The sequence below is a fragment of the Streptomyces solicamelliae genome (assembly GCF_045348655.1).
Lineage (GTDB): Bacteria > Actinomycetota > Actinomycetes > Streptomycetales > Streptomycetaceae > Streptomyces > Streptomyces solicamelliae.
The window spans coordinates 3,730,093-3,751,219 of record NZ_CP160404.1; the positions used below are offsets into that span (position 1 = coordinate 3,730,093).

At 70.5% G+C, this 21,127-nt stretch carries 21 protein-coding genes and 1 tRNA gene; 15 read left to right on the top strand and 7 right to left on the bottom strand.

What is annotated here, in order from left to right; all coding sequences use genetic code 11:
• Positions 1-300: 300 nt before the first annotated feature.
• Together ABZO31_RS17290 and dcd (ABZO31_RS17295) are read right to left on the bottom strand one after the other, a co-directional pair.
• A complete protein-coding gene (locus ABZO31_RS17290; protein WP_406862139.1) occupies positions 301-798 on the bottom strand; it encodes a phosphoribosyltransferase in 498 nt (165 codons plus the stop codon).
• Between the two features lie 5 nt (positions 799-803).
• Positions 804-1,379 carry a dCTP deaminase gene (gene dcd, locus ABZO31_RS17295; protein WP_393645036.1) on the bottom strand — a complete coding sequence of 192 codons (576 nt, stop codon included), beginning with the start codon at positions 1,377-1,379 and terminating at the stop codon, positions 804-806.
• 459 nt (positions 1,380-1,838) lie between these two features.
• On the opposite strand from dcd (ABZO31_RS17295), the gene ABZO31_RS17300 reads away from it, so the two are divergent.
• A tRNA-Gly gene (locus ABZO31_RS17300) sits at positions 1,839-1,909 on the top strand.
• A 232-nt stretch (positions 1,910-2,141) separates the two neighbouring features.
• On the opposite strand, the gene ABZO31_RS17305 is transcribed toward ABZO31_RS17300, so the two are convergent.
• The 5 genes from ABZO31_RS17305 to ABZO31_RS17325 all read right to left on the bottom strand — a co-directional run bounded on the left by ABZO31_RS17305 (position 2,142) and on the right by ABZO31_RS17325 (position 6,168).
• The gene (locus ABZO31_RS17305; protein ID WP_406862140.1) at positions 2,142-3,299 is read right to left on the bottom strand and encodes a helix-turn-helix domain-containing protein; all 1,158 of its coding nucleotides are present in this window, start codon (positions 3,297-3,299) and stop codon (positions 2,142-2,144) included.
• Between the two features lie 30 nt (positions 3,300-3,329).
• The gene (locus tag ABZO31_RS17310; protein ID WP_406862141.1) at positions 3,330-3,977 is read right to left on the bottom strand and encodes a hypothetical protein; all 648 of its coding nucleotides are present in this window, start codon (positions 3,975-3,977) and stop codon (positions 3,330-3,332) included.
• 153 nt (positions 3,978-4,130) lie between these two features.
• Positions 4,131-5,270, bottom strand: coding sequence for a tyrosine-type recombinase/integrase (locus ABZO31_RS17315; RefSeq protein ID WP_406862142.1), 1,140 nt, complete (start codon positions 5,268-5,270; stop codon positions 4,131-4,133).
• The gene (locus ABZO31_RS17320; RefSeq protein ID WP_376412578.1) at positions 5,270-5,488 is read right to left on the bottom strand and encodes an excisionase family DNA-binding protein; all 219 of its coding nucleotides are present in this window, start codon (positions 5,486-5,488) and stop codon (positions 5,270-5,272) included. The genes ABZO31_RS17315 and ABZO31_RS17320 overlap by 1 nt, the downstream gene beginning before the upstream one ends.
• 185 nt (positions 5,489-5,673) lie before the next feature.
• Complete coding sequence (locus tag ABZO31_RS17325) at positions 5,674-6,168, bottom strand: helix-turn-helix domain-containing protein (RefSeq protein ID WP_376412548.1); 495 nt, start codon at positions 6,166-6,168, stop codon at positions 5,674-5,676.
• A 290-nt stretch (positions 6,169-6,458) separates the two neighbouring features.
• Between ABZO31_RS17325 and ABZO31_RS17330 the strand changes: the two genes are divergently transcribed.
• The 14 genes from ABZO31_RS17330 (at position 6,459) to ABZO31_RS17395 (ending at position 21,125) form a co-directional block, all read left to right on the top strand.
• On the top strand, positions 6,459-7,661 hold the full coding sequence (locus ABZO31_RS17330) for a DUF3631 domain-containing protein (RefSeq protein WP_376412575.1): 1,203 nt from the start codon (positions 6,459-6,461) through the stop codon (positions 7,659-7,661).
• A 341-nt stretch (positions 7,662-8,002) separates the two neighbouring features.
• Positions 8,003-8,947 carry a DUF2637 domain-containing protein gene (locus ABZO31_RS17335; RefSeq protein ID WP_406862143.1) on the top strand — a complete coding sequence of 315 codons (945 nt, stop codon included), beginning with the start codon at positions 8,003-8,005 and terminating at the stop codon, positions 8,945-8,947.
• A 106-nt stretch (positions 8,948-9,053) separates the two neighbouring features.
• Positions 9,054-9,635 carry a plasmid mobilization protein gene (locus ABZO31_RS17340; protein ID WP_406862144.1) on the top strand — a complete coding sequence of 194 codons (582 nt, stop codon included), beginning with the start codon at positions 9,054-9,056 and terminating at the stop codon, positions 9,633-9,635.
• 4 nt (positions 9,636-9,639) lie between these two features.
• Positions 9,640-11,355 (top strand): mobilization protein, encoded by a 1,716-nt coding sequence (locus ABZO31_RS17345; protein WP_406862145.1) that lies wholly within the window; start codon positions 9,640-9,642, stop codon positions 11,353-11,355.
• A gap of 178 nt (positions 11,356-11,533) precedes the next feature.
• Positions 11,534-12,763 (top strand): helix-turn-helix domain-containing protein, encoded by a 1,230-nt coding sequence (locus ABZO31_RS17350; RefSeq protein WP_376412536.1) that lies wholly within the window; start codon positions 11,534-11,536, stop codon positions 12,761-12,763.
• 56 nt (positions 12,764-12,819) lie between these two features.
• Entirely contained in the window at positions 12,820-13,266 is a 447-nt protein-coding gene (locus ABZO31_RS17355) for a hypothetical protein (protein ID WP_376412534.1), read from the top strand.
• Positions 13,267-13,594: 328 nt separating this feature from the next.
• A complete protein-coding gene (locus tag ABZO31_RS17360; protein WP_406862146.1) occupies positions 13,595-14,911 on the top strand; it encodes a UDP-N-acetylglucosamine 1-carboxyvinyltransferase in 1,317 nt (438 codons plus the stop codon).
• Positions 14,908-16,140, top strand: coding sequence for a metallophosphoesterase (locus ABZO31_RS17365; protein ID WP_406862147.1), 1,233 nt, complete (start codon positions 14,908-14,910; stop codon positions 16,138-16,140). Before ABZO31_RS17360 ends, ABZO31_RS17365 begins: the two co-directional genes overlap by 4 nt.
• Positions 16,137-16,676 (top strand): dCTP deaminase, encoded by a 540-nt coding sequence (gene dcd / locus ABZO31_RS17370; RefSeq protein ID WP_406862148.1) that lies wholly within the window; start codon positions 16,137-16,139, stop codon positions 16,674-16,676. Before ABZO31_RS17365 ends, dcd (ABZO31_RS17370) begins: the two co-directional genes overlap by 4 nt.
• A complete protein-coding gene (locus ABZO31_RS17375) occupies positions 16,673-17,209 on the top strand; it encodes a dCTP deaminase (RefSeq protein ID WP_381860400.1) in 537 nt (178 codons plus the stop codon). Before dcd (ABZO31_RS17370) ends, ABZO31_RS17375 begins: the two co-directional genes overlap by 4 nt.
• Positions 17,206-18,327, top strand: coding sequence for a glycosyltransferase family 4 protein (locus ABZO31_RS17380; RefSeq protein ID WP_406862149.1), 1,122 nt, complete (start codon positions 17,206-17,208; stop codon positions 18,325-18,327). The genes ABZO31_RS17375 and ABZO31_RS17380 overlap by 4 nt, the downstream gene beginning before the upstream one ends.
• Positions 18,328-18,438: 111 nt before the next feature.
• Positions 18,439-19,482 (top strand): serine hydrolase domain-containing protein, encoded by a 1,044-nt coding sequence (locus ABZO31_RS17385; protein ID WP_406862150.1) that lies wholly within the window; start codon positions 18,439-18,441, stop codon positions 19,480-19,482.
• A 739-nt stretch (positions 19,483-20,221) separates the two neighbouring features.
• Entirely contained in the window at positions 20,222-20,620 is a 399-nt protein-coding gene (locus ABZO31_RS17390) for an ATP-binding protein (RefSeq protein WP_128984279.1), read from the top strand.
• A gap of 85 nt (positions 20,621-20,705) precedes the next feature.
• Positions 20,706-21,125 carry an STAS domain-containing protein gene (locus tag ABZO31_RS17395; RefSeq protein WP_370413633.1) on the top strand — a complete coding sequence of 140 codons (420 nt, stop codon included), beginning with the start codon at positions 20,706-20,708 and terminating at the stop codon, positions 21,123-21,125.
• Positions 21,126-21,127: the final 2 nt, after the last annotated feature.

The following is a 21,127-nucleotide window of genomic DNA, read 5'->3' on the forward strand; positions in this document are numbered from 1 at the left end:
TGTGACCGGCGAGACGGGCGGAAGGTTGCCCTCCACGAGCGAGAAAGTCAGGCGGCGCGGTTGCGGGCGAGGCCGTGGCCATGGCCACGGCCGGGATCGCGGTGGTGGCGCGGCAGTGCGAGGGCGGCGGGCGAGGCCGATGACACGCGTCCCCTCCACAGGTCCGGCACGTCCCCGCTGCACAGCCTGCGCCGGGCACCCGTGGACCGCACTCCGCCGCCCCGCCCACGGGAAAGGGCCCGGCCGGACGACACCCGGCAGGGCCCTTCAGCGCGACGGAACGGGACAGGACGGGACGCCTCAGGCGTCCAGCACCTGCCCGGCCCGCTCGACGACGGGCGGCTCGACCGACCAGGGGAAATTGATCCACTCGTCCGTCTTCTTCCACACGTACTCGCACTTCACGAGCGAGTGCGACTTCTCGTAGATCACGGCGGACCGGACCTCGGCGACATGATCGACGCAGAAGTCGTGCACCAGCTTGAGGGTCTTGCCGGTGTCGGCGACGTCGTCAGCGATGAGGACCTTCTTGTCGGAGAAGTCGATCGCGTTGGGGACGGGCGCGAGCATGACGGGCATCTCGAGCGTGGTGCCGACGCCGGTGTAGAACTCCACGTTCACCAGGTGGATGTTCTTGCAGTCCAGCGCGTAGGCGAGACCGCCGGCGACGAAGACGCCGCCGCGGGCGATGGAGAGCACGATGTCGGGCTCGTAGCCGTCGTCGGCGATGGCCTGGGCCAGCTCGCGGACGGCGCGCCCGAATCCCTCGTAGGTGAGGTTCTCCCGTACGTCACTCATGCCGCTCACACCTGCGTCCGATGGAAGTTCTGATACGAGCGGGAGGCGGTCGGCCCCCGCTGGCCCTGGTACCGGGACCCGTAGCGCTCACTGCCGTACGGGAACTCGGCGGGCGAGCTCAGCCGGAACAGGCAGAGCTGGCCGATCTTCATGCCCGGCCAGAGCTTGATCGGCAGGGTGGCGAGGTTCGACAGCTCCAGGGTCACGTGCCCGGAGAACCCGGGGTCGATGAACCCGGCGGTGGAGTGGGTGACGAGCCCGAGCCGACCGAGAGAGGACTTCCCCTCCAGCCGGGAGGCGATGTCGTCAGGCAGGGTGATGACCTCGTACGTCGAGGCCAGCACGAACTCGCCGGGGTGCAGGATGAACGCCTCGTCGCCCTCCGGCTCGACCTCGCGGGTGAGGTCCAGCTGCTCGACGGCGGGGTCGATGTGGGGGTACCGGTGGTTCTCGAACACGCGGAAGAAGCGGTCGAGCCGCACGTCGATGCTCGAGGGCTGCACCATGGATTCGTCGTACGGGTCGATGCGCACCCGGCCGGAGTCGATCTCGGCCCGGATGTCCTTGTCTGAGAGAAGCACGCCCCCACGATACGCAGAGGGCGCGGACGTCCCAATTCGAGACCGCCCACGCCCTTGGCCACCGGCCCTCAGCGCTGCTGAAGCTCCACCGGAACGGCGTGCCGCAACCGCGCACACCGTGGACACCGGACGAGCCGCCCGGGCCCGATCCGCCCGGCCCCGAGCTGCTGCAGCGGGAACGAAGCGGTACTGAACACGTGCCCCTCGGCACAACGGACGACGGTGCGCTCCATCGAACCCATCAAGTCCCTTCCCCAACAAGCATGGACGAGACTGCCACATTAGGGGATAAACAGGACGCCACTCCATCCGGCACTCCGCCCCCAACGCTACGCCCCAACTTCCCCCGCCCGCACGCGGGTCGACCCCGAAAAACACGAGGGCCCGCACGACGCGACACGTCGGGAGCCCGGGATGAGGTACAGTGTGTGACGCTACGGACGGATCACCGTCCGTGACGCGGATGTAGTTTAATGGTAGAACATGAGCTTCCCAAGCTTATAGCGCGGGTTCGATTCCCGTCATCCGCTCTTCTACGAAGCCCCAGGTCAGCGACCTGGGGCTTCGTTGTTGTCTAGACCTCTCGCGGGCTGCCGTGCCCTCCGCATGCCCCAACTACGCTATCTGCCCTGTCCACGGCACTGCCCCCGCACCATTTAGGTGGCGCGGGGGCAGCGCTGTCTCAATATGCGGGCGATGAGCCCTGTGATCCGCACCACTTCCACCAGAGGGAACGTTCCTCCGCAGGTGCAAATACGAGCGTCAGCGCACGACGGAGAGTTGTGGCCTACGGGAAGCGACTGCACTACGGGCACCACCGCGCCCGCCCTCCTGGACCATGACCACCAGGCCGAAGATCAAGTCGCTGAGGTCGGCGGCTCGCAGGTCGAGATCACGGGCGACTTCCGCCAGGGACGTGCCTTCCGCTCGAAGGGCGGCGAAGACCTTGCCCAACACCTGGGAGGTCTCCCGCGTGAGTGCGCTCTGGGGTTCCGACTTCCGGTAGCCCATGCGACTGAGCTCGACGCAGTGTGTGCGGTACTGCCATTCGGTGGTGAGGTTGAGTTCGTGCAGGCGGTGGGCGAGTGCCATGGCGGCGACTTTCCAGCGACGCTTCGCCTGCAGGATCCAGGTGGTGCTCGGGTTGCGAGGGGCATGCGCCAAGACGTCCGCGGCGGGCATGAGCAGGGCGGCAGCGAACCGGTGCGCTTCCCCTTCGGCCTGGGGCCCATGAGGGACCTGCTCCTCGCCGTGCAGAACCAGGTGCCCCAGCTCATGTGCGGCGTCGAAGCGTCCACGCTCGGCCGTCTTCTCGGTGTTCAGCAGCACGAACGGGATGCCGCGGTCCCAGAAGGAGAAGGCGTCCACCTCCGGGCAGTCCCGGGACAGCGAGAACACACGCACGCCGTGCGCTTCGAGCAGGTGAACCATGTTGGGGATCGGGGCGACCCCCAACCCCCATCGAGTGCGGACCAGTTCGGCTGCGCGCTCGGCTGGACAGTTCTCGACACCGGCCTCGCCCGGAAACACCGGTTCGTTGTCGCTGCCGAGACGGCTGAACGAGGTCAAGGACGGAAGGTCTGACGCCGGCAGCTTGAAGCGAGCCCGGATCCAGTCCTGCAAGATCCGGGCGAGGCGACCACTGCTCAAGGCGATGTCCCGTTGTGAGGCCGTCATCTTGCTCAGCGCCCTGAAGCTGACCGACTCGACGGGCAGGTCGGCAACCTCTTCGGCGACGAAGAAGGACTCCGGGAACTCCAGAGCCTCAGCAAGGCTGGCCAGGGAGGCCGGGGGAGGGTAGGCCCGGCCGTTCTCGTAGTCGGACAGCCGGCGGGCGGTGAGTCCGACCATCTGGGCGAGACGGGTGACGGTGAGTCCGCGGCGCTTGCGCGCCAGGACGAGCCGGGATGCGGTGGTCATGGGAGTGCCAATGGGTTGTGGGGTGGACGATCAGCCCAGACGCTCGATCGGGATGTCGATGCCGCCTTCGCCGTCGTCGTCGTTCGGGAACGGGTTGAAGCCCTCGAAGTCGATGTAGGGGAAGATGATCCGCTCGTGCCAGCTGTCGATCTTGCCACGGCTCCCCGGGTTGGTCGGCAGCGACAGCTCGTAGTAGAGCCGCGTGCCCGTCAGGGTGTTCACGTGCTGGTACAGGAGGAACCAGGTCGGGATCCCCTCTCCGACTCCCTGAGACTCGGGTTCGGCCTCGTAACCAGGGAACATCAGCTGCCGGTTGGTCTCAACCCGGCGGATGACCGCCGTGCCCTTCGAGTAGCGGGTGGCAGGGGTGAGCGCGGCGTAGCCGGTGGCCTTATTGCCGCTGGAGGCGGTGATGGCGAAGTCCTCCTCCGGCGACAGCAGGAGCGAGACGTTCTGAGGGCTCACGCTGCGCCACCCGTCAGGGATGTACGCCTCACGCAGGAAGCGGATGGTCCTGCCCCAGAAGATGTTGCCCGGGAGCGAGACCGGGTCGAGGGGCGTGCAGAAGTTGCGTTCTGCCTCGGCGCGCCGCAGCACGTTCTCGATGGCTTCGGCCGAGAGCCCCAGATCTGCGAGACGGCTCTGACCGCGTGAGTCCTCAACGTGCATGACTGCCATATTCAGCCCCTGACCACGGAGTGTGATTTCCGGAAATCCTCCCTCATTCGAGGGAGAAAATCAAGAAGCCCTGCTGGTCAGTCGACCACCAGGGCTCGACCATCCCCGGTCAGAGCTGGTCGTGAACCGCTCTGACCGGGGACGTAACGGATCTCAGTCGGACTCGACGCCAGTCGCACGTCCGCGCAACTCTCGAACCCTGGCGTCGATGCCTCCAGCGACCTCCTGCTGACGGGCGTCGTCGGAGTGCTGGTAGATCATCGCGGCCTTCTCCGAGGACTGGCCGGCGCGGACCATCGTGTCCTTGAGAGTGGCGCCGGACTGGGTGGAGAGGGTGTGGCCCGTGTGCCGGAGGTCGTAGAAGCGGAAGTCTTTCGGCAGGCCGACCTTGGCGCGGGCCTTCGCCCATTTCCGGCCGAAGGTCGTCCGTCGGAAGGGTGCTCCCTTCTCCCCCACGAACAGCAGCCCGTCGGGCTCCTTCTCCGCGAACCAGTCCAGGTGCCGCTTGACCTCGATATAGAGGAAGGCCGGCAAGTGGATCGTCCTGACACTGGCCGCGGACTTGGTGTCGCCCTCGACGCGACGCCCGGTGTTCAGTTCCGGGGCGGCCTCCGTGACCCGTACGGCGAGCGGGTCGAGGGTGACGGAGGTCCGGCGCAGGGCCGCCAGCTCCTCCGGGCGCATCGGGCCGTAGGCACCGAGGTACACCATCAGGCGCCAACGGATCCCGATGGCCTCGGCGAGGGCGTCGACCTGCTCGACGGTGGCCGTCGTGCGCTCCTTCGCCCTCTCGCTGCCCGCACCCCTGATCCGGCACGGATTGCGACGGATCAGTTCGTCGTCCGCCGCCGTCTCCATGATCGCCTTGAGCAGGCGGTAGGACTTGGCGACGGTCGTGGCCCCGGTGGCGGCCAGACGCTCGGCCCGCCAGGTGCGCACCATCGGCGGGGTGATCTCGTCGAGGTCCACCTCGCCGAAGAAGGGCAGAAGGTGCAGCCGCAGGAGGCGGCGGTACAGCTCGTCCGTGGTGGCGGACAGGCCGCGCTCCACCACCCACTTCAAGGCGTACTCCTCGAAGTTGACCGCTCCGACTTCCGGATCCACCCAGACGTTGCGCTGGATGTCCGCCTTGGTGAGGGTCAGCCAGTCCTGGGCGTCGGTCCTCGTCTCGAACGTCTCCGGCGCCGTACGCCGGGACCCGTCCGGCGCCCAGTAGCGCGCCTGCCAGCGCCCCGAGGGCAACTGGCGCACGGTGCCGAACTCGCGCCGCCGCTGCGGCTTGCGGCCCGCCATCAGGCCGCCTTCCCGAAGCGGGAGCGCGCTTCGCGGATCGTGGGGACGGAGCGCTCCTCGACGTACGCGGTCAGCACGCTGTCGGCGATGCGGACGTGCTTGCCGAGCTTCACGTAGCGGATCCGGCGTTCCTGGATGAGTCGGCGGATGAAGCGGACTCCGGTGCCGAGGCGTTCGGCGGCCTCGTCGACCGTGAGCAGACGGTCGTTGTTGTTCACCTCCTTCGCCGTGCGGGGCTGGGCGGAGGTGTGGGGTATTGCCGTGTGGCGCAAGCGGGGTCCTCTCCTGGCCTCGGCTGATGGGGCGGCAACCCCGGCCGGGCCGTGTCGTTCAGGGATGGGATGGGCGTGTGATGCGGCCGGGGTCCCTGGGGTTTGCGGGCCAGGGCGGCCAAAGGAGCGGACTACGGCTGGGGCGGCAGGCCGAACTCCTCCTGGTTGATCTTCATGGTGCTCTCGGCGATGGCGTTGCTGACCACCGCGTTGGCCTCCTCGCGGATGTCCGGGTGCTCGTCGAGGTAGGCGATGAGCTCGGCGTTTACCCGCCGGTACGCGTGCTGGGCGCGCTGGGCGGCCGCGCTGGCGGCCACGACGGTGTCGATCAGCTCCATGGCGCGGCCGGCGGCGGCCAGGGCCGGCGGGCCGACGAGGTTGGACAGCGACACCCCGAAGACCTCAGCGAAGCCGATGGCCTCGTCGAGGTTGATGCGGCGCTTGCCGTTCTCGATCCGCCATACCGCCGACGGGTTCATCTCATAGCCGGCCTCGTTGAGGCGGTCGGAGAGCGTGGTGGTGCTCCAGCCACGGTTCTCGCGCTCGGCCTTGATCCGCTTGGCGGCGTTGTCCTCGCCCTTGAGCAGGACACCCTCGGATGCGTCCTCGCCGTTGTCGTCGGGCATCGACCCCTCCTTCCTATCGCAGAATGTCCCTGCAATTTGCAGCAGCCTAAACAGTACACCATGTTCTGCCGCTTGCATAGTCACTCTGCACGTGGCATGGTTGTTGTACTGGACCGCTGCTGTCCGCAGGAGACCGCCAGCACCTATCCAGACATGCAAAAAGCCCCCCAGTGCTTGCGACACCGAGGGGCTCAAAGCGCAAACCTCACGCCGCCCATCCCTGAACGACTACCTGCAGTGCCGGGATTGCCGTCCCATATGGCCGCAGATTGAGGAGCTCGATGTCCAGTATGGACGAAGCCACCCCGAACACGCCATCGCTTCCCGTCGAGTGGCCGCCGACCGCCGTCCCCGGCCAGCCGACCGCCCCGCCGCCCGACGCGCACTCCGAGGGCGTAGAGGTCCTGGACCTGCTCCGGGACGCGATCCGGCGCTACGTCGTGATGCCGAGCGACGAGGCCCTGACCGCGACCACGCTGTGGGCGGCGGCGACCCACCTGCAGACGGTGTGGCAGCACGCGCCGCGCCTGGCGGTGGTCGGACCGGCCAAGCGCTGCGGAAAGTCGCGGCTCCTTGAGGTCCTGATCGAGGCGGTCCACGAGCCGCTGATCACGGTCAACGCCTCCGCCGCCGCGATCTTCCGGTCGATCGGCGAGGGAGATCCGCCCACCCTCCTCGTGGACGAGGTCGACACCATCTTCGGTAGCCCGAAGGTCGCGGAGAAGAACGAGGAGATGCGCGGCCTGCTCAACGCCGGCCACCAGCGCAACCGGCCCACCCTGCGCGTCACCGGCCCCAACCACGAGGTGGTCAAGTTCGACACCTTCGCCATGGCCGCCCTCGCCGGAATCGGAGACCTGCCCGACACGATCATGGACCGGTCGGTCGTCATCCGCATGCGCCGCCGAGCCGAGACCGAGAAGGTCAGCGCCTGGCGTTACGGCCGCGATGACCTGACCGTACGCGAGCTCCGCACCCGGCTGGCGGCCTGGCTGGCCTCCGTACGCGAGAAGGCCCTCGCCCTGGAGCCGAAGATGCCGGTCGAGGACCGCGCCGCCGACACCTGGGCGCCGCTGATCAGCGTCGCCGACCTCGCGGGCGGACACTGGCCCGTCCTGGCCCGCACCGCGTGCACGGCCATGACCGACTACGAGGCCGGGCGCGACGAGGACGGCGGACTGAAGATCCGCATCCTCGCCGACATCCGCCGCGCCTTCGCCTCCGAGGGCGACCAGCCGGCACTCCGCACCGGGCGCCTCCTGGAGATCCTCAACGCCGACCCCGAGGCACCCTGGGCCGAGCACAGCCCTCACGGGCTCACCCCGCGCGGCCTGCAGATCCTGCTCCAGGACTACGGCATCAAGTCGGCCAACCGCCGCTTCCCCGGCGGCACCCAGGCCAAGGGCTTCACCCGCGCCCAGTTCACCGACGCCTGGACCCGCTACTGCCCGCCCGAGGCAGCCCCCACCCTCCCCGCCGAGCCCGGCGCCTGACCCTCCCCGACTCGTCCCACCCGTCCCCGCGCAGGTCAGCGCGGGGACGAGTCACCGACCCGCAACGAGTCGACTCGACATCACCGCCCCACCCGTACCTGCCCTGACCAGCGGCGGGACGGGTGGGACGAGTCCCCACCGATCACGGCCGCCCACGGCGGCCACACCCATCCCTGGAGCCCTCCACCTTGCACTTCCCTGCTCCAAGCCTCCCGGCAGCCATGCGCAGCGTCCGCGCCGGTATCGCGCGGTTCGCCTCCGGCACCACGAACGACGACCACAAGCGACGCGCCGATGCCGGCGACACTCGCCGAACACCCGCACCCGCCGGGAGCCGGCGCATGAGCCGCGCGGGACGCATCGCCCTCGTCATCGGCCTGGTGGCCGTCGACCTCATGGCCTTCCGGGTCTCGTGGAACGCACTGTCCGACGTGGCCCGCGCCATCGGCGCCGACTCCACCGCCGCCTTCCTCTACCCGATCGTCGTCGACGGCCTGATGGCCCTCGCGCTGATCGCCACGCTCGTGCTGACCGGTGCCGATCGGACGTTCGCGCTGCGGGTCCTGGCGACCTACACGATCGCGAGCCTCCTGCTGAACTACGTGCACGGCCTCGTACCGGCCCTGCACACCGACTCGATCCAGTGGGGCCGACTGACCGACTTGGGCTACGCGAACTGGGCCCTCGTCCTGCTGGCGACCTCACTCCCGGTCGGGTCGATCTACTTCGGATCCGACCTCGTGGCCAAGGTGCTGCACCACCACCCCGAGTCGGCCGACTCCCCCGAAGCGGCCTCTGCCCGGTCGGTAGGCGACCAGGCCCTACGGTCGACGCCTGACCGGGCCGAATCGGCCTCGGAGCAGCTGACCGAGTCCGCCCCCGTGGAGGTCCCCGAGGCACCTGCCACGGGGCCGACCGAAGGAACCGAAGCGGCTCCCGACACCCGACCGCCTCGGTCGGCCACGGTGGCGCAGTCGACCGGAGCCACACCGCGCCGAGCGACCGGTCGGGTCCCCGACGCCGCCAAGTCGACCGCCGACCGCAGCCGCACCGACGCCAACCTCCTCGACAAAGCCCGACTCCTGACCGCCGACTGGACCGACGACCAGCTGACCGCCGAGGGTCTGCGCCGCGAACTACGGATCGGCCTGCCCCGGGCCCGCACCCTGCGCGACCGACTGCAGGCCGAGCGGACCGGCCAGGCCCAGCACGCCACGGACGACGGCTTCGAGGCCGGACCACTCGGCGGACTGAACGAAGCCGCCTCCCCCGTCGGCACCGACTGACCCTCACAGCGCCCTGACCCGCCCTCCGACGCATCCCGTGTCCCCGTGCAACCGAGCACGGGGACACGGGACCGCACACAGCCAAGCACCCGCGGAGAACCGACCCATGCACGACCCGAACCACGAACTCCCCACCACCCAGCAGGAGACGACCACCGGCCTCGACCGCGCAGCAAGTTGTCGGGTAAGGAGTCCTTACCCGGCCTCCGCCCCGGGGGAGGCGGAGGCGTCCGGCGCCGAGGGGGCACCGGTGTCGGCCGGCCCGGGGGAGCCGACTCGGGGAGAAGCCACACAGCCGTCCGCGCCGCGCCGCCGTCTTCGCGAACCCACGCTGCGTGAGAAGCGCGTCCACCCGCGCTACAGCGATGACGAGTTCGCCCTCCTCGCGGCAGCCGCCCGCCTCAGCCGTATGTCGGTCGGTGGCTACGTCGCCGAGACCTCGCTCGCCGCCGCCCGCTCCGACGACCCCGCCGCCGCGGTCGCCGACTACCGGGCCATGGTCAAGGCACTGATGGCCACCAACGGGCAGCTCGGCAAGATCGGCGGCAACCTCAACCAGCTCGCCCGGCACCTCAACAAGGACGGCGCGTGGCCCGCGCTGGACCTCGTGCAAAGGCTACTGGACCGGGTCGAGGCGTCGATCGCCGATGTGGACCTGGTCGTCGCCCAGGTGATCTCGGGTCGGTGACCACGTGATACCGAAGATCATCCTCGGCAAGGGCGCCCGCGCCACCCGTCGCCTCATCGGCTACCTCTACGGTCCGGGCACCGCCAACGAGCACACCGACCCGCACCTGGCGGCGTCCTGGAACGGCTTCGCCCCCGACCCCGGCCGCAGCCCCCACCGCAACTCCAGGGACGTCGAGGACCAGCTCACCGCGCAGCTCGACCAGCCCGTGAAGATGCTCGGCGACAAGGCCCCGACGACCACGGTGTGGCACTGCCCGGTCCGTGCCGCCCCGGAGGACCCGATCCTGACCGACGCCCAGTGGGCGGACATCGCCCGCCGGATCGTGGCCGCCGCCGGCATCGCCCCCGAAGGCGACGAGGAAGCCTGCCGCTGGGTCGCGGTACGCCACGCCGACGACCACATCCACATCGCCGCCACCCTCGTACGCCAGGACGGCCGCCGCCCCCGCCGCGACCACGACATCCGCGCCGTCCAGCGCGAAGCCCGCAAGATCGAAATCGACCTCGGCCTGCGCCGCCTCAACCCCGGCGACGGCACCGCCGCCAAACGCCCCACCAGCAAGGAACACTTCAAGGCCAAGCGCCAGGGCCAGGACACCACCACCCGCGAAATCCTGCGCACGCGCGTCCGCCGCGCCGTGGCAGCCGCCTCCACCGAGACCGAGTTCTTCGCCCTGCTGGACGCGACCGGCGTGACCGTGCGGCCCAAGACCGGACCGTCCGGCGACACCCTCGGTTACAGCGTCGCCCTGCCCGGCGACCTCAACAAGCACGGCGAACCGGTCTGGTTCTCCGGCTCCACCCTCGCCGGCGACCTCTCCCTGCCCAAGATCCGCCACCACCTCACCAACACCACACCCGAACCGGCCACCGCCCGGCCGGCCGACCCCTGGCACCAGGCCACCGCCGCCACCGAACGCATCCCCCACCACCTCACCCACAGCAGCGACCACATCGCCCAAGGCCAGCTCGTCGCCCTCGGCGGAACCCTCGACCTGCTACCACTCACCGCCCCAGCCGCCGCCAGGAGCGAACTCGAACGGGCCGCCGCCCTCTTCGAGCGCGCCACCCGCTCCCGCATCACCGCCGACGCCAACAGTGCCCGCGTCCTGCACCGCAGCGTCCAGACGATCCTGCGCACCCCCGCCGCGACCCACGACAGCGCCGGACTGGCGATGCTGCTGGACGCCGCCCTCATCGCCGTGGTCTTCGCGAAGCACTGGCACCGCACCCACCAGCACGCCCAACAGGAAGCAGCAGCCCAGCAGGCCCTCGTCCACCTCCAGACCGCATACGCCCAGGTCGCCGCCCCGGTCCTGGACAACCTCGCCCGTCGCACCCCCGGCATCCAGACCAAACAACGCTACGCCCGCCACCTCCAGCAGGCCGCCCCCGACCACGCCGACCGCATCCTCCAGGACCCCGCCTGGGACGCCCTTGCCACCGTCCTCGGCGACGCGGAAACTGCCGGCCACAACCCGACCACCCTCCTCGACCAGGCCCTCGGCCAACGCACCCTCGACGACGCCCGCAACCCCGCCCGCGCCCTGACCTGGCGGATCCACCGCCTCGGCCAACGCCACGCACCGGGCCCCCTCGCTCAGGCAGCCATGGCCCGCAGCACCGTACGCCGGCCCACCACCCCGTCCCACCTGTCAGCGGTGACACCGGCCGCCACTCAGCCGCAGCCGCCGCAACAGCAGCCGCGGCGGCGTTGATCAGCCGCCCTGTTCATTTTCTGAACAGGGCGGCCACGGCAAGAAGGACCGTGCAGGACCACCGGGCGGGCAACTCCCTCACGCCCGCCCACCGTCCTCGGTACCGTGCTGGTACGAACTCTGTACGGACAGACCGGCGCGCCCCCCACGGACGTCCGGCGGTTGGGGAGGTGTCCTGATGCTGGAGGAAGCCGAGGAGATCGGCCGGCGCGTCCGCAGGGCGAGGCTGCGGCTGGGGATGCCGCAGGCCGATCTCGCCACGGCCCTGGGGAAGTCGCAGGGCTGGGTGTCGAAGATGGAACGCGGCCTGATCGAGCTGGACCGGGTCGGTCTGCTCAACCAGGTCGCCGCCGAGCTGCACATCCACCCGAATGACCTGATCGGGCGGCCGTACAGCAACTCCCCCGACGACAATCAGTGGCAGATCGCCGCCTCCTCGATCCTGCGCGAGCTGCGCCGCTACGACCTGGCCCCGGTCTTCGAGGGGACGCCGAGGCCGGCGCCCCAGCTGTGGCGGGAGGTCACCCGCCTGCACCGGCTCCGGGACACCGCCTCGAACGTGGCGATCCTCCGTGTCCTGCCGGACCTGTTCCGCGAGGCGCGGGCCCTGGCCGAGGTATCGGAGGGGCACGAGCGGGAGGAGGCGTACGCGATCTACGCGGTGTGCTGCAAGTTCGCCCACACCGCCGCCCACTCCCTCGGCCACCCCGAGCTGGTCGCGATGGCCTGCGAGCGGGCCGCGTGGTCGGCCCGGCTGTCCGGGGACCCGGTGCTGCCGGCGGTCGCGGACTGGATGCGCGTGTGGGACATGTGGGCCACGGCCGACTGGGCGGACGCGCTGACGCTGTCGGACAAGGCGATCGGATCCGTGCAGCAGGCGTACGAGCACGGCGAGCCGCTGGCCGTACGCGCCTGGGGCACGCTCCAACTCCGTGCGGCGGTCTCGGCCGCCCGCGCCGGCCGCGCGTCCGAGGCGGAGGACCGGATCGGGTACGCGAAGGACGCGGCCGAGCGGATGGACGCGTACGCCGGAGCGCCGGTGTACGACCGGCACTCGCTCACGTTCTCCGCCGGGAACGTGCAGATCCACGCGATCAGCGTGGCCCTGGAGATGGGCGAGCAGGGCAAGGCCCTGGAGATCAACCGCCGTACCAGCCCGGAGCTCGTGGGCGCGCTGCCCAACTCCCGTCAGGGGCACCACCACATGGACATCGCGCGGGCCTGGCTGTGGGACGGCAACCGGGACAAGGCCCTCCTCGAACTGGAGACCGCCGAGCGGATCGCCCCCCAGCTCGTACGCAACCATCCCATCGCCCGCTCCACGCTCCGCAGCATCGTCTACGCCGAACGGGCAGCTACGCGCGAGAAGTTGCGGCGCATGTCCGACCGCTTTCACCTGGACGGATAGGGGTCGTATTCCTCCGGCTCATATTCGGGGCCTCGGGCGTCCCTAATTTCGAGGGCATGACCGGACGAAGCCTCCCCCATCTCCCTGCTCAGGGAGCCGAGTTAGGAACGGCGGCTCCTTTCCTCCCCCAGCTCGGCGACCTCGCCGCCGACACGGCCCGCGAGGGCCGGCTCGGTGTCGTGGTCACCCTCCCCGGTGAGGGCTCCGCCACCACCTACCACCTGTGCCCGCCCGGCGGCGGACCCACCTGGTCCGCGCCGGCGGACGGCACGACGCTGCGCCCGGTGCCGGCGCAGGCCACCCACGCCACGCTGCTTCCCGGCCGTGACGCGGTCTACGACCCGCGCGCCCGCCAGGGATCGGTGCCCGTGACGATCCACTTCGAGGACGGCTCGTCCTCCGAGGGGGCCCTCATCCTCACGTCGGCCGAGCTGGAACGGTTGTACGCGCAGACCAGCCGTCTCCTCGACAAGCACGAGAACGTTCTGGGCGAGACCTCGTGAGCAGGGCTCGTCACCGCTTTCCCCGCCACAGTCCCCGCGTACGGGCGGACCACAGCGGCCGGATCGCCCTGACCTTCCTTGCCTTCGCTGGCCTGGCCGGTCCCGCCTGGGTGCTGCGTACCCCGGCGAGCCAGCTCCTCGATGCCACCGGCCACCGAGTGGCCGTGCCGGACATCGTGCCAGCGTCCCTGGCCACCGGCCGCTGAATGGCCCTCCGCCGAGGAGACCCGGAGCCTCCCCGCACCGCTCCCACACCACTCGGCGGAGGGCGACCAGCCCCGCCCCTTGGAACCCCGCCTCCCCGACCACCTGCGACCAGGAGGTTCTGATGGATCTTGCCCTTGCCCGTACGAGAGACGTCGACGCCGTCACCGTCCGTCCCGGCCGCCCGCTCACCGGCACGGTCCGAGTGGACGGCTCGAAGAACGCGGCCCTGCCGCTGCTGGCCGCCGCGGCGTCCCTGGGCCGCGGGGTCCGCCTGTCCGGCGTCCCCGCCAGCGCCGACGTCCAGAGGATGCTCGGCCTGCTGGAGCAGGCCGGCTACCGCGTCGCTCGTCCGGCCGCCGAGCCGGGAACCGTGATCGTGACACCCAAGGAGCACCCCACCGAGGCGCCCGACCTGGGCGACGCCGCCCGGATCAGGGCCTCCTACTACCTGGTGGCGCCGCTGCTGGCCGCCTACGGGCAGGCCGCTCTTCCCTGGCCCGGCGGCTGCCAGATCGGTGACCGCGGGATGGAGCTGCACTTCACCGTCTACGAGGCGTTCGGCGACACAGTCCTGCTCGACGACTCCGGGTATCGCGTCCTGGCCGCCGAGCAGGCCCGCGACAAGGTCGTCCTGGTGCTGCCGTTCCGCTCGCGAGGAGCGAGTATCGCCGCGATCTGCCGCGCTGTCGTGACCGACAGCCACCTGGAACTGGGCAACCCCAACCTGTCCCCGGAAACCACGGGCGTACTCGCCGCCTTACGATCCGCCGGATGGACGGCACATGCCGACAGCGACACGATCACGCTGGCCCCTCCCCAGGGCGCCCCGGCCGGGACCGTCGCCTGGGCGGTTCCCGGTGACAAGATCGAGGCAGGCACGCTGGCCTGCGCGATCGCCGCCACCGGCGGTGCGGGCCGCATCGAAGGCGTCGCCGGATCAGATCTCAAGGCGCTGGCCGACCTGCTGGACTGGGCCGGCATCCCCATCTCGCTCGCCCCCGACGCGATCACCGTCCATCGGGCCCGCGCCGTGAGCGGACGACCGCTGCGGGCGGTCGCCTCCCTATCCCCTGACGGCCTGGACGCCGACTTCGAGCCTGCGCTTATGGCGCTGGCCCTCACCCTGCCCGGCACCCACCTGTTCGCCGACGACATCAACCCTGGCCGCCACGGCAACCTCCTCCCCCAGCTCGCGAGGCTCGGGGCCGTGATCGAAGAACTCTCACCCACGCAGTGTCGCCTGGTCGGTCCCCAGCGCCTGAACGGCGCCACGGTGAAGGCCACCGACATCCGCACCGGCTCCGCCCTCCTGGTCGCCGGCCTCGGCGCCCGGGGCGTCACCACCGTCAGCGGTCTCGACCAGCTGCGACGCGGCCACGCCGACCTGCCCGCCAAGCTCCGTGCTCTCGGCGCCGACCTCACCGACGTACCGCGATGAGCAGGACGTACGGCCAGATCGTGGCCACCACCGACCTGCACTCCGCCCTCGACCAGGCCCACAGGCTCCTGCCACACCTGCACCATCTCAAGGCGACCTCGCTCATCGCCGACTGCGGTGACTTCTTCGAGGGCACCGGTTACTACCGGCTGGGCAAGGGCGCCATCGAGCGGGAGATCCTCACGACGCTGTACGACGTGCTGGCGCCCGGCAACCACGGCTGGCCCCACTACTTCGAGCCCGGCCTGCGCGAGATGACGGTCTGCGCCAACGCTGTCGACGACGCCACCGGGCGACCGCTGTTCGACCGTCTCCGTGTCGTCGAGGTGCACGGCCGCCGGGTCGCCGTCACCGCGGTCATCGGCGTGAGCGCGTTCCGCACCATCCCTGCCGGCCAGCGGGTCGGACACCGCGTCACCGACCCCGTGACCGCGCTGCGTGAGCTGATGCTGGAACACCATCACCACGTGGACTCGTGGATCGTGCTGTCCCACTCCGGCTTCGACGAGGACCTCAAGCTCGCACGCGCCTGCCCGTTCGTGGACGTCGTCTTCGCCGGCCACTGCCACAGCGATACCTACGGCCCGGTGCATGTCGGCAACACCCTTGTGGTCAAGGGCCGTGAGCTGGCCGCCGGATACGCCGCCGCCGAACCCGTCGGCTCCGGTTGGGCCGCCCGTACCACCGCCTTCCCCGCCCCGACAACGGTCCCGGACAGCCTCGCCGCCCTGGACGAGAAGATCGCCTCCACCTGCCGGATGCTCGCCACTCCCCTCGGCACCCTCCACGAGCCCTACCGCGACACCGTCCTCGACCGCCACCGGCTCCTCCAGGACATCACCACCCGGCTGCACACCGGCCTCGGCGCCGACGCTGTCCTCCTCAACGAAACCGCCCTGCGCTCCACCCGCCTGGGCGACGTCCTAACACTCGGAGACCTGCTGGCCATCGAGCCGTTCGACAACCAGCTCGTCCACGCCTTCCTCCCCGACCGGTACACGAAGGACCTAGACGGCCTGCTGACACACCTGACCGAGCACGTCGGCCCGCTGGCCTTCACCCCCCGACCGCTTCCTCGGGGCATCCGGTCCATCCTGACCACCCACTACCTCGCCGACACCTACCTCGGCGGACGCACCCACCAAGCCGGCCTCCGCCTCGGCGAGGCCGTCCGCGGAACCATCGCCACGCCGCTTCCCGCGCCCTCGAACAAGGACGGTGCCCGATGATCCTCACCGGCCCCGAGATCACCGCCGCCGCCCGTGACGGCCGCCTGGCCATCAGCCCGTTCGAACCCGGGCAGGTCAACCCCAACAGCTACAACGTCCGCCTCGGCCCCACCCTGCTGACCTACACGACCGCCGTCATCGACGCCCACCAGCCCAACCCGACCGCCACGGTCGAGATCGGCGAGGACGGGTACGTCCTCCAGCCCGGCGAGCTCTACCTCGGCCACACCCTCGAACAGGTCGGCTCCGACACCTTCGTCCCGCTGCTATTCGGCCGCTCCTCCGTCGGCCGACTCGGGCTGTTCGTCGAGATCACCGCCCCCATCGGCGACATCGGCTTCCACGGCCAGTGGACCCTGATGCTCTCCCCGATCCGGCCCCTGCGCGTGTACGCGGGCATGAAGATCGGGCAGATCATGTTCTTCGTCTCCACCGGCGACGTCGACCTGTACGCGGGCAAGTACCAGGCCGCCGACGGCCCCCAGCCCTCCCGCTACTGGCGGGACGCCGCCCGCGTCGAGGCGGTCGCCCCGTGATCCTCACCGGCCCCGCGATCATCGCCGCCGTCCACGCCGGCGAGATCACCATCGACCCGTACGACCCCGCCCGCGTCTCCCCGAACGCCTACGACTGGCGCCTCGGCGACACCCTCCGCGTGTGCTCCGGCGACCTCGACGCCGCCGTCCCCACCGCCTACACCGAGCAGACAATCCCCAACACCGGCCTGGTCCTCCAGCCCGGGCTGCTCTACCTCGGCGTCACCCACGAGCGGACCGGATCGGAGGCGTACGCGCAGATGCTCAACGGCGACCGCACCATCGGCGCCCTCGGCATCTGGGTCCACGTCTCCGCCCCGCTCGGCCACCAGGGCCACGCGATCCGCTGGACCCTGGAGATCCGGGCCGCGCGGCCCGTCCGCGTCTACCCGGGCATGACGTTCGGCAAGCTGGTCTTCCTGGCCGCCCAGGGCACACCGGCCAGCTACCAGCAGCAGCTGGCGAAGTACGCCTCCACCGAGGGCATCGACATCTCCCGCCTCTACGAGGAGATCGACGGAGGCAGCCGGTGAGCCCTGTCCTCAGCCCTGCCCCGAGGCCGGTGGCCGCCACCTTCCTGGACCTGCCCGCCGGCAGCCCCGGCGGCAGCGTCGAACTCTTCCTCGACCTCTACACCGGCGAGAAGCCCCTCATCCCCGCGAGGGCCTTCATGCTCGCCCCGACCGGTCTCCGCCCCCGGACTCCGACCGGCCTCGACCTGCTCAGCGTGGTCGGCAAGTGCCTGGAGGGACCGGCCTTCGGCCACTACGTCGCCGCCCTGCGCAGAGCCCTGACGGTGGCAATCAACCCCTCCCAGATCGACGTCCTGCACCTGCACCACCTCGCCTTCGGCGCCACCCCCGCCCTGATGAGGGCCCTGCCCACGCACCCCCGCATCGCCCTGGTCCACGGCACCGACCTGATCTTCGCCGAAGCCCACCGCGACCAACTCCAGATCCTGCGGGCGACCGCCCGGGCTGCCGACGCCATCGTCGTCCCCACCGGGGCCATGGCCGACCACCTCCTCAAGCTCGCCCCGCAGACCGACCGCCGCAAGATCGTCCACATCCCCTGGGGCATCCCCGACCGGCTCCTCAGCCGCCCGCCCTTCCGCACCACCCATCCGCCGAGGAGCCACCTGCGGCTGCTGTACGCGGGCCGGCTGACCTCAGAGAAGGGCGTCGAGGCCCTGATCCGGAGCGTGGCCCCGCTCCAGGGCGTCGAGCTGTCGATCGCCGCCCCCAGCGCCCAGTTCCATGCCCTGGCCCCACGGCTGCAACGGGCCGGGGTAAGGGCCAACTATCTCGGCTGGCTACGCCGTCCCCAGCTGTGGAAGACCTTCGCCGAGCACGACGTGCTCGTCATGCCCTCCACGACCCTGGAGGCCATGGGCCTGGTCGCCCTGGAAGCCCAAGCCTGCGGCCTCCCCGTCCTCTACCAGCCCGTCCCCGGCCTCAGCGAAGCCCTCGCCCACGCCGGCATGGCCACCGACTTCACCCAGCCCACCGCCCTCGCCCGGGATCTCGACCGCCTGCGAACCGAACCCGGTCTCCTCCCCGCCCTCCGGCAGGCCGGGTACGCCAACGCCGCCCGGTACCCCCTGTCGAAGACCGCCCGAGAACTGGCCGGCCTCGGCCGACAGCTCACCTGAGAACCAGCCGGGGCGGGCAACGCCCCCGCGACCAGCGGCACGCCGTTGCCCAGCCCGACCGGCCCACGTCACTACGCTGGCCGCTGGGATGCCCACACGAAGAGGGAGACCATGCCGTACCGCACCGAGCGCATCGAGAACCTGCTGAACGAAGGCGTCCGCGACAAGGTCTACCCGGGCGCGGTGTGGGCCGTAGGCGACTCCGCCGGCGTCCGGGCGACGGGCACCACCGGCGTCCTCGACCCCGACGAGCCGAACGTGAGGATGCGGCCGGACACCGTCTTCGACGCCGCCAGCCTCACCAAGATCCTCGCCGTCTGGGCGTCCATCGGCGCCCTGTGGGAGGACGGCGTCCTCGACCTCGACGCCCCGCTCGGCACCTTCTGGGACGAGGTCACCGGCCACCCCCTCGGCACCGTGACCGCGCGGCAGCTCCTGACCCACACCGCCGGCCTCCCCCTCCGGGCCCAGCTGAAGAGCCTCTACGGCACCGACGTCGCCGCCATCCGCCGCGGAGTCCTGCACGAAGTCCTCAACCGGCCGCCCGGCCAAGCCGTCGAGTACACCGACCGGGCTGCCCTCATCCTCGGCTACCTCGCCGATCACCTCTCCGGCCAGCCCCTCGACCAGCTCTCCGAGGCTAGGACATGGCGCCCCCTGGGCATGAACACCACCCACTTCGGCCCGCTGCCCGCCGGCATCGCCGCCCGTTGCGCCCCCACCGAACTCGACCAGCACACCGGCACCCACCTCAAGGGCACCGCCCACGACTTCTCCGCCCGGCTCCTCGGCGGGGTGTGCGGCATCGCCGGCGCCTTCACCGTCCTCGACGACCTGGCCGTCTTCCTCCGCTACATGCTCGACCACACCACGGCCCCAGGCGACGTCGGCTTCGGCGCCGATTGGAGGGCCCACTCCCTCACCGTGCAGACCGGCGGCCTCCAGCCGGAACGCGGCCTGTTCTGGCACCCGGCTTCCGGCACGACCGCCGAGCAGGACGTCTGGGTCCACTACGGCTTCACCGGCACCGGCATGTGGATCTCCCCCGCCCAGGAGCGGTGGGCGGTACTCCTCACCAACAAGCTCTACTACACCCGCGACCGCCAGCCACTGACCGACGTCCGCAACGCGTTCCGCGAGCTCGCCTTCGACTGAACAGCGGTCGCTCCGGCCTGCGCGCCGCCTTCATGAGCGGCTGCTCCACCGACTCTCCGCCGCGGCACTCCGAACGGCTGCAGAAGGCCGCCCGCCTGAAGACCTTCAACGTCAATGATGATCTTCACTCTCTTCTCCCGCTCGGTCTTCGCCTGGCGCGCCATGGCGCGCTTCGTGCTCTCGGGCAGCTGGATGTCCTTCAGCTCGGCCAGGGTGACCTCAACGCCCCAGTCGGCGGTGGTGAATACGTGCGACGAGTCCTCCTCCTTCCCAGCATCGCGCGGGCTCTCGGCCCGGGGCAGGGGGCGAACGGTCCGCATACGGGGCGCCCCCTCCCGCAGCCGTCTCGGCGTGGAGACGCGTTTCATGGTCAGAGGGCCTTCGGCCGCGGAACATTGGACGGGCTGGCCTGCCGGCGGCTCATGCCCTCCGTCAGAAGCCGCGCGCCGGTTCGCACGACGTCTCACGGCGCGCCACCCGACGTCCCCACGAGCGCACCAGGACCGTACGACATCCGCCACGACCAGCACCCTGAGCAGGCCGAACCGGCCCGTGGTCCGCGAGCTGACCGCTGATGGCCGACCGCCGCTCCCGGTCTCCTCCGAGCGTCCGGCCTTCGTGTGGTCCCCGGAGAGCCGTCCGGGAACCGCCGTTTCCCGGCTGGGCTGCGCATCGGCGGCCCACATGTGGGCAGACGGCCCCGTAAGAGCCGGCGCACTCCCTCGCAGAGAGGACCGACATGGCGGCCTCGATTCGACGGCACCGCACCATCCGTGGCCCGTGGGCCGCCGCCGAGGCACGCCGCGAGATGCACGGCCTCGTGGCCGATGCCCTCCTGGCGGGCAAGGCGGTCGGTGAGGTGACCGAGGCCGACGCGATGCTGGTGGTCAGCGAACTGGTGACCAACGCCGTCCGTCATGCCGGAGGCGGATGCTCCGTGGACCTCACCCTGCGACCGGACGCCATGGACATAGACGTGAGCGATCAAAGCCGCGAACCACCGCATCCCAGGAGCCCCAGCTCTGACGGGGACGGCGGATACGGCTGGGGCATCATCGCCCGTCTGACCAGCGAGCTGACCGTGATGTGCCACGGGAGCGGCAAGACCGTCCATGCCCGGATCGACCTACCCCGCTGACAGACGATGACGCGGGGATGCACACTGGAAAAACGGCCGAAGGATCCTCCAGACAACCCACACCGGTGAGGGGGGTCTGATTGTGATGGAAGCGAACAACCCACGGATCCCGAGCGGCGAGGCGCCGCGTGTCGCCCTTCACTCCGCGTGGCGCGTCTACCGAGCGGCGAACGGATACGCACGCGTCGAGCGTGTGGGCAACGAGGCATCCGCGACGTGGTTTCTCCGTGCGGCGGGCGAGTTCGACGCCGACACCGTCGCTTGCCTGCGCGAGGCACTCGGCGATGCCCGCCGGGACGACGCCGAGCGAATCCTGCTCGATGTCTCTCAGGTGGGCTTCGGGGACCCCACCTTCCTCCACGCACTGGTCGAGGCGCATCGCGGACCCGCCGGGCTCGTCCTCGTCGGGCCGCTTCCCTTCCGGATCCGGCGCCTGTTCGAGATCACGGGCACTCTGCGTCTGTTCCCCCTCGCGACGGACCGCGGCGCCTCCGGCTTCGTCTGAGT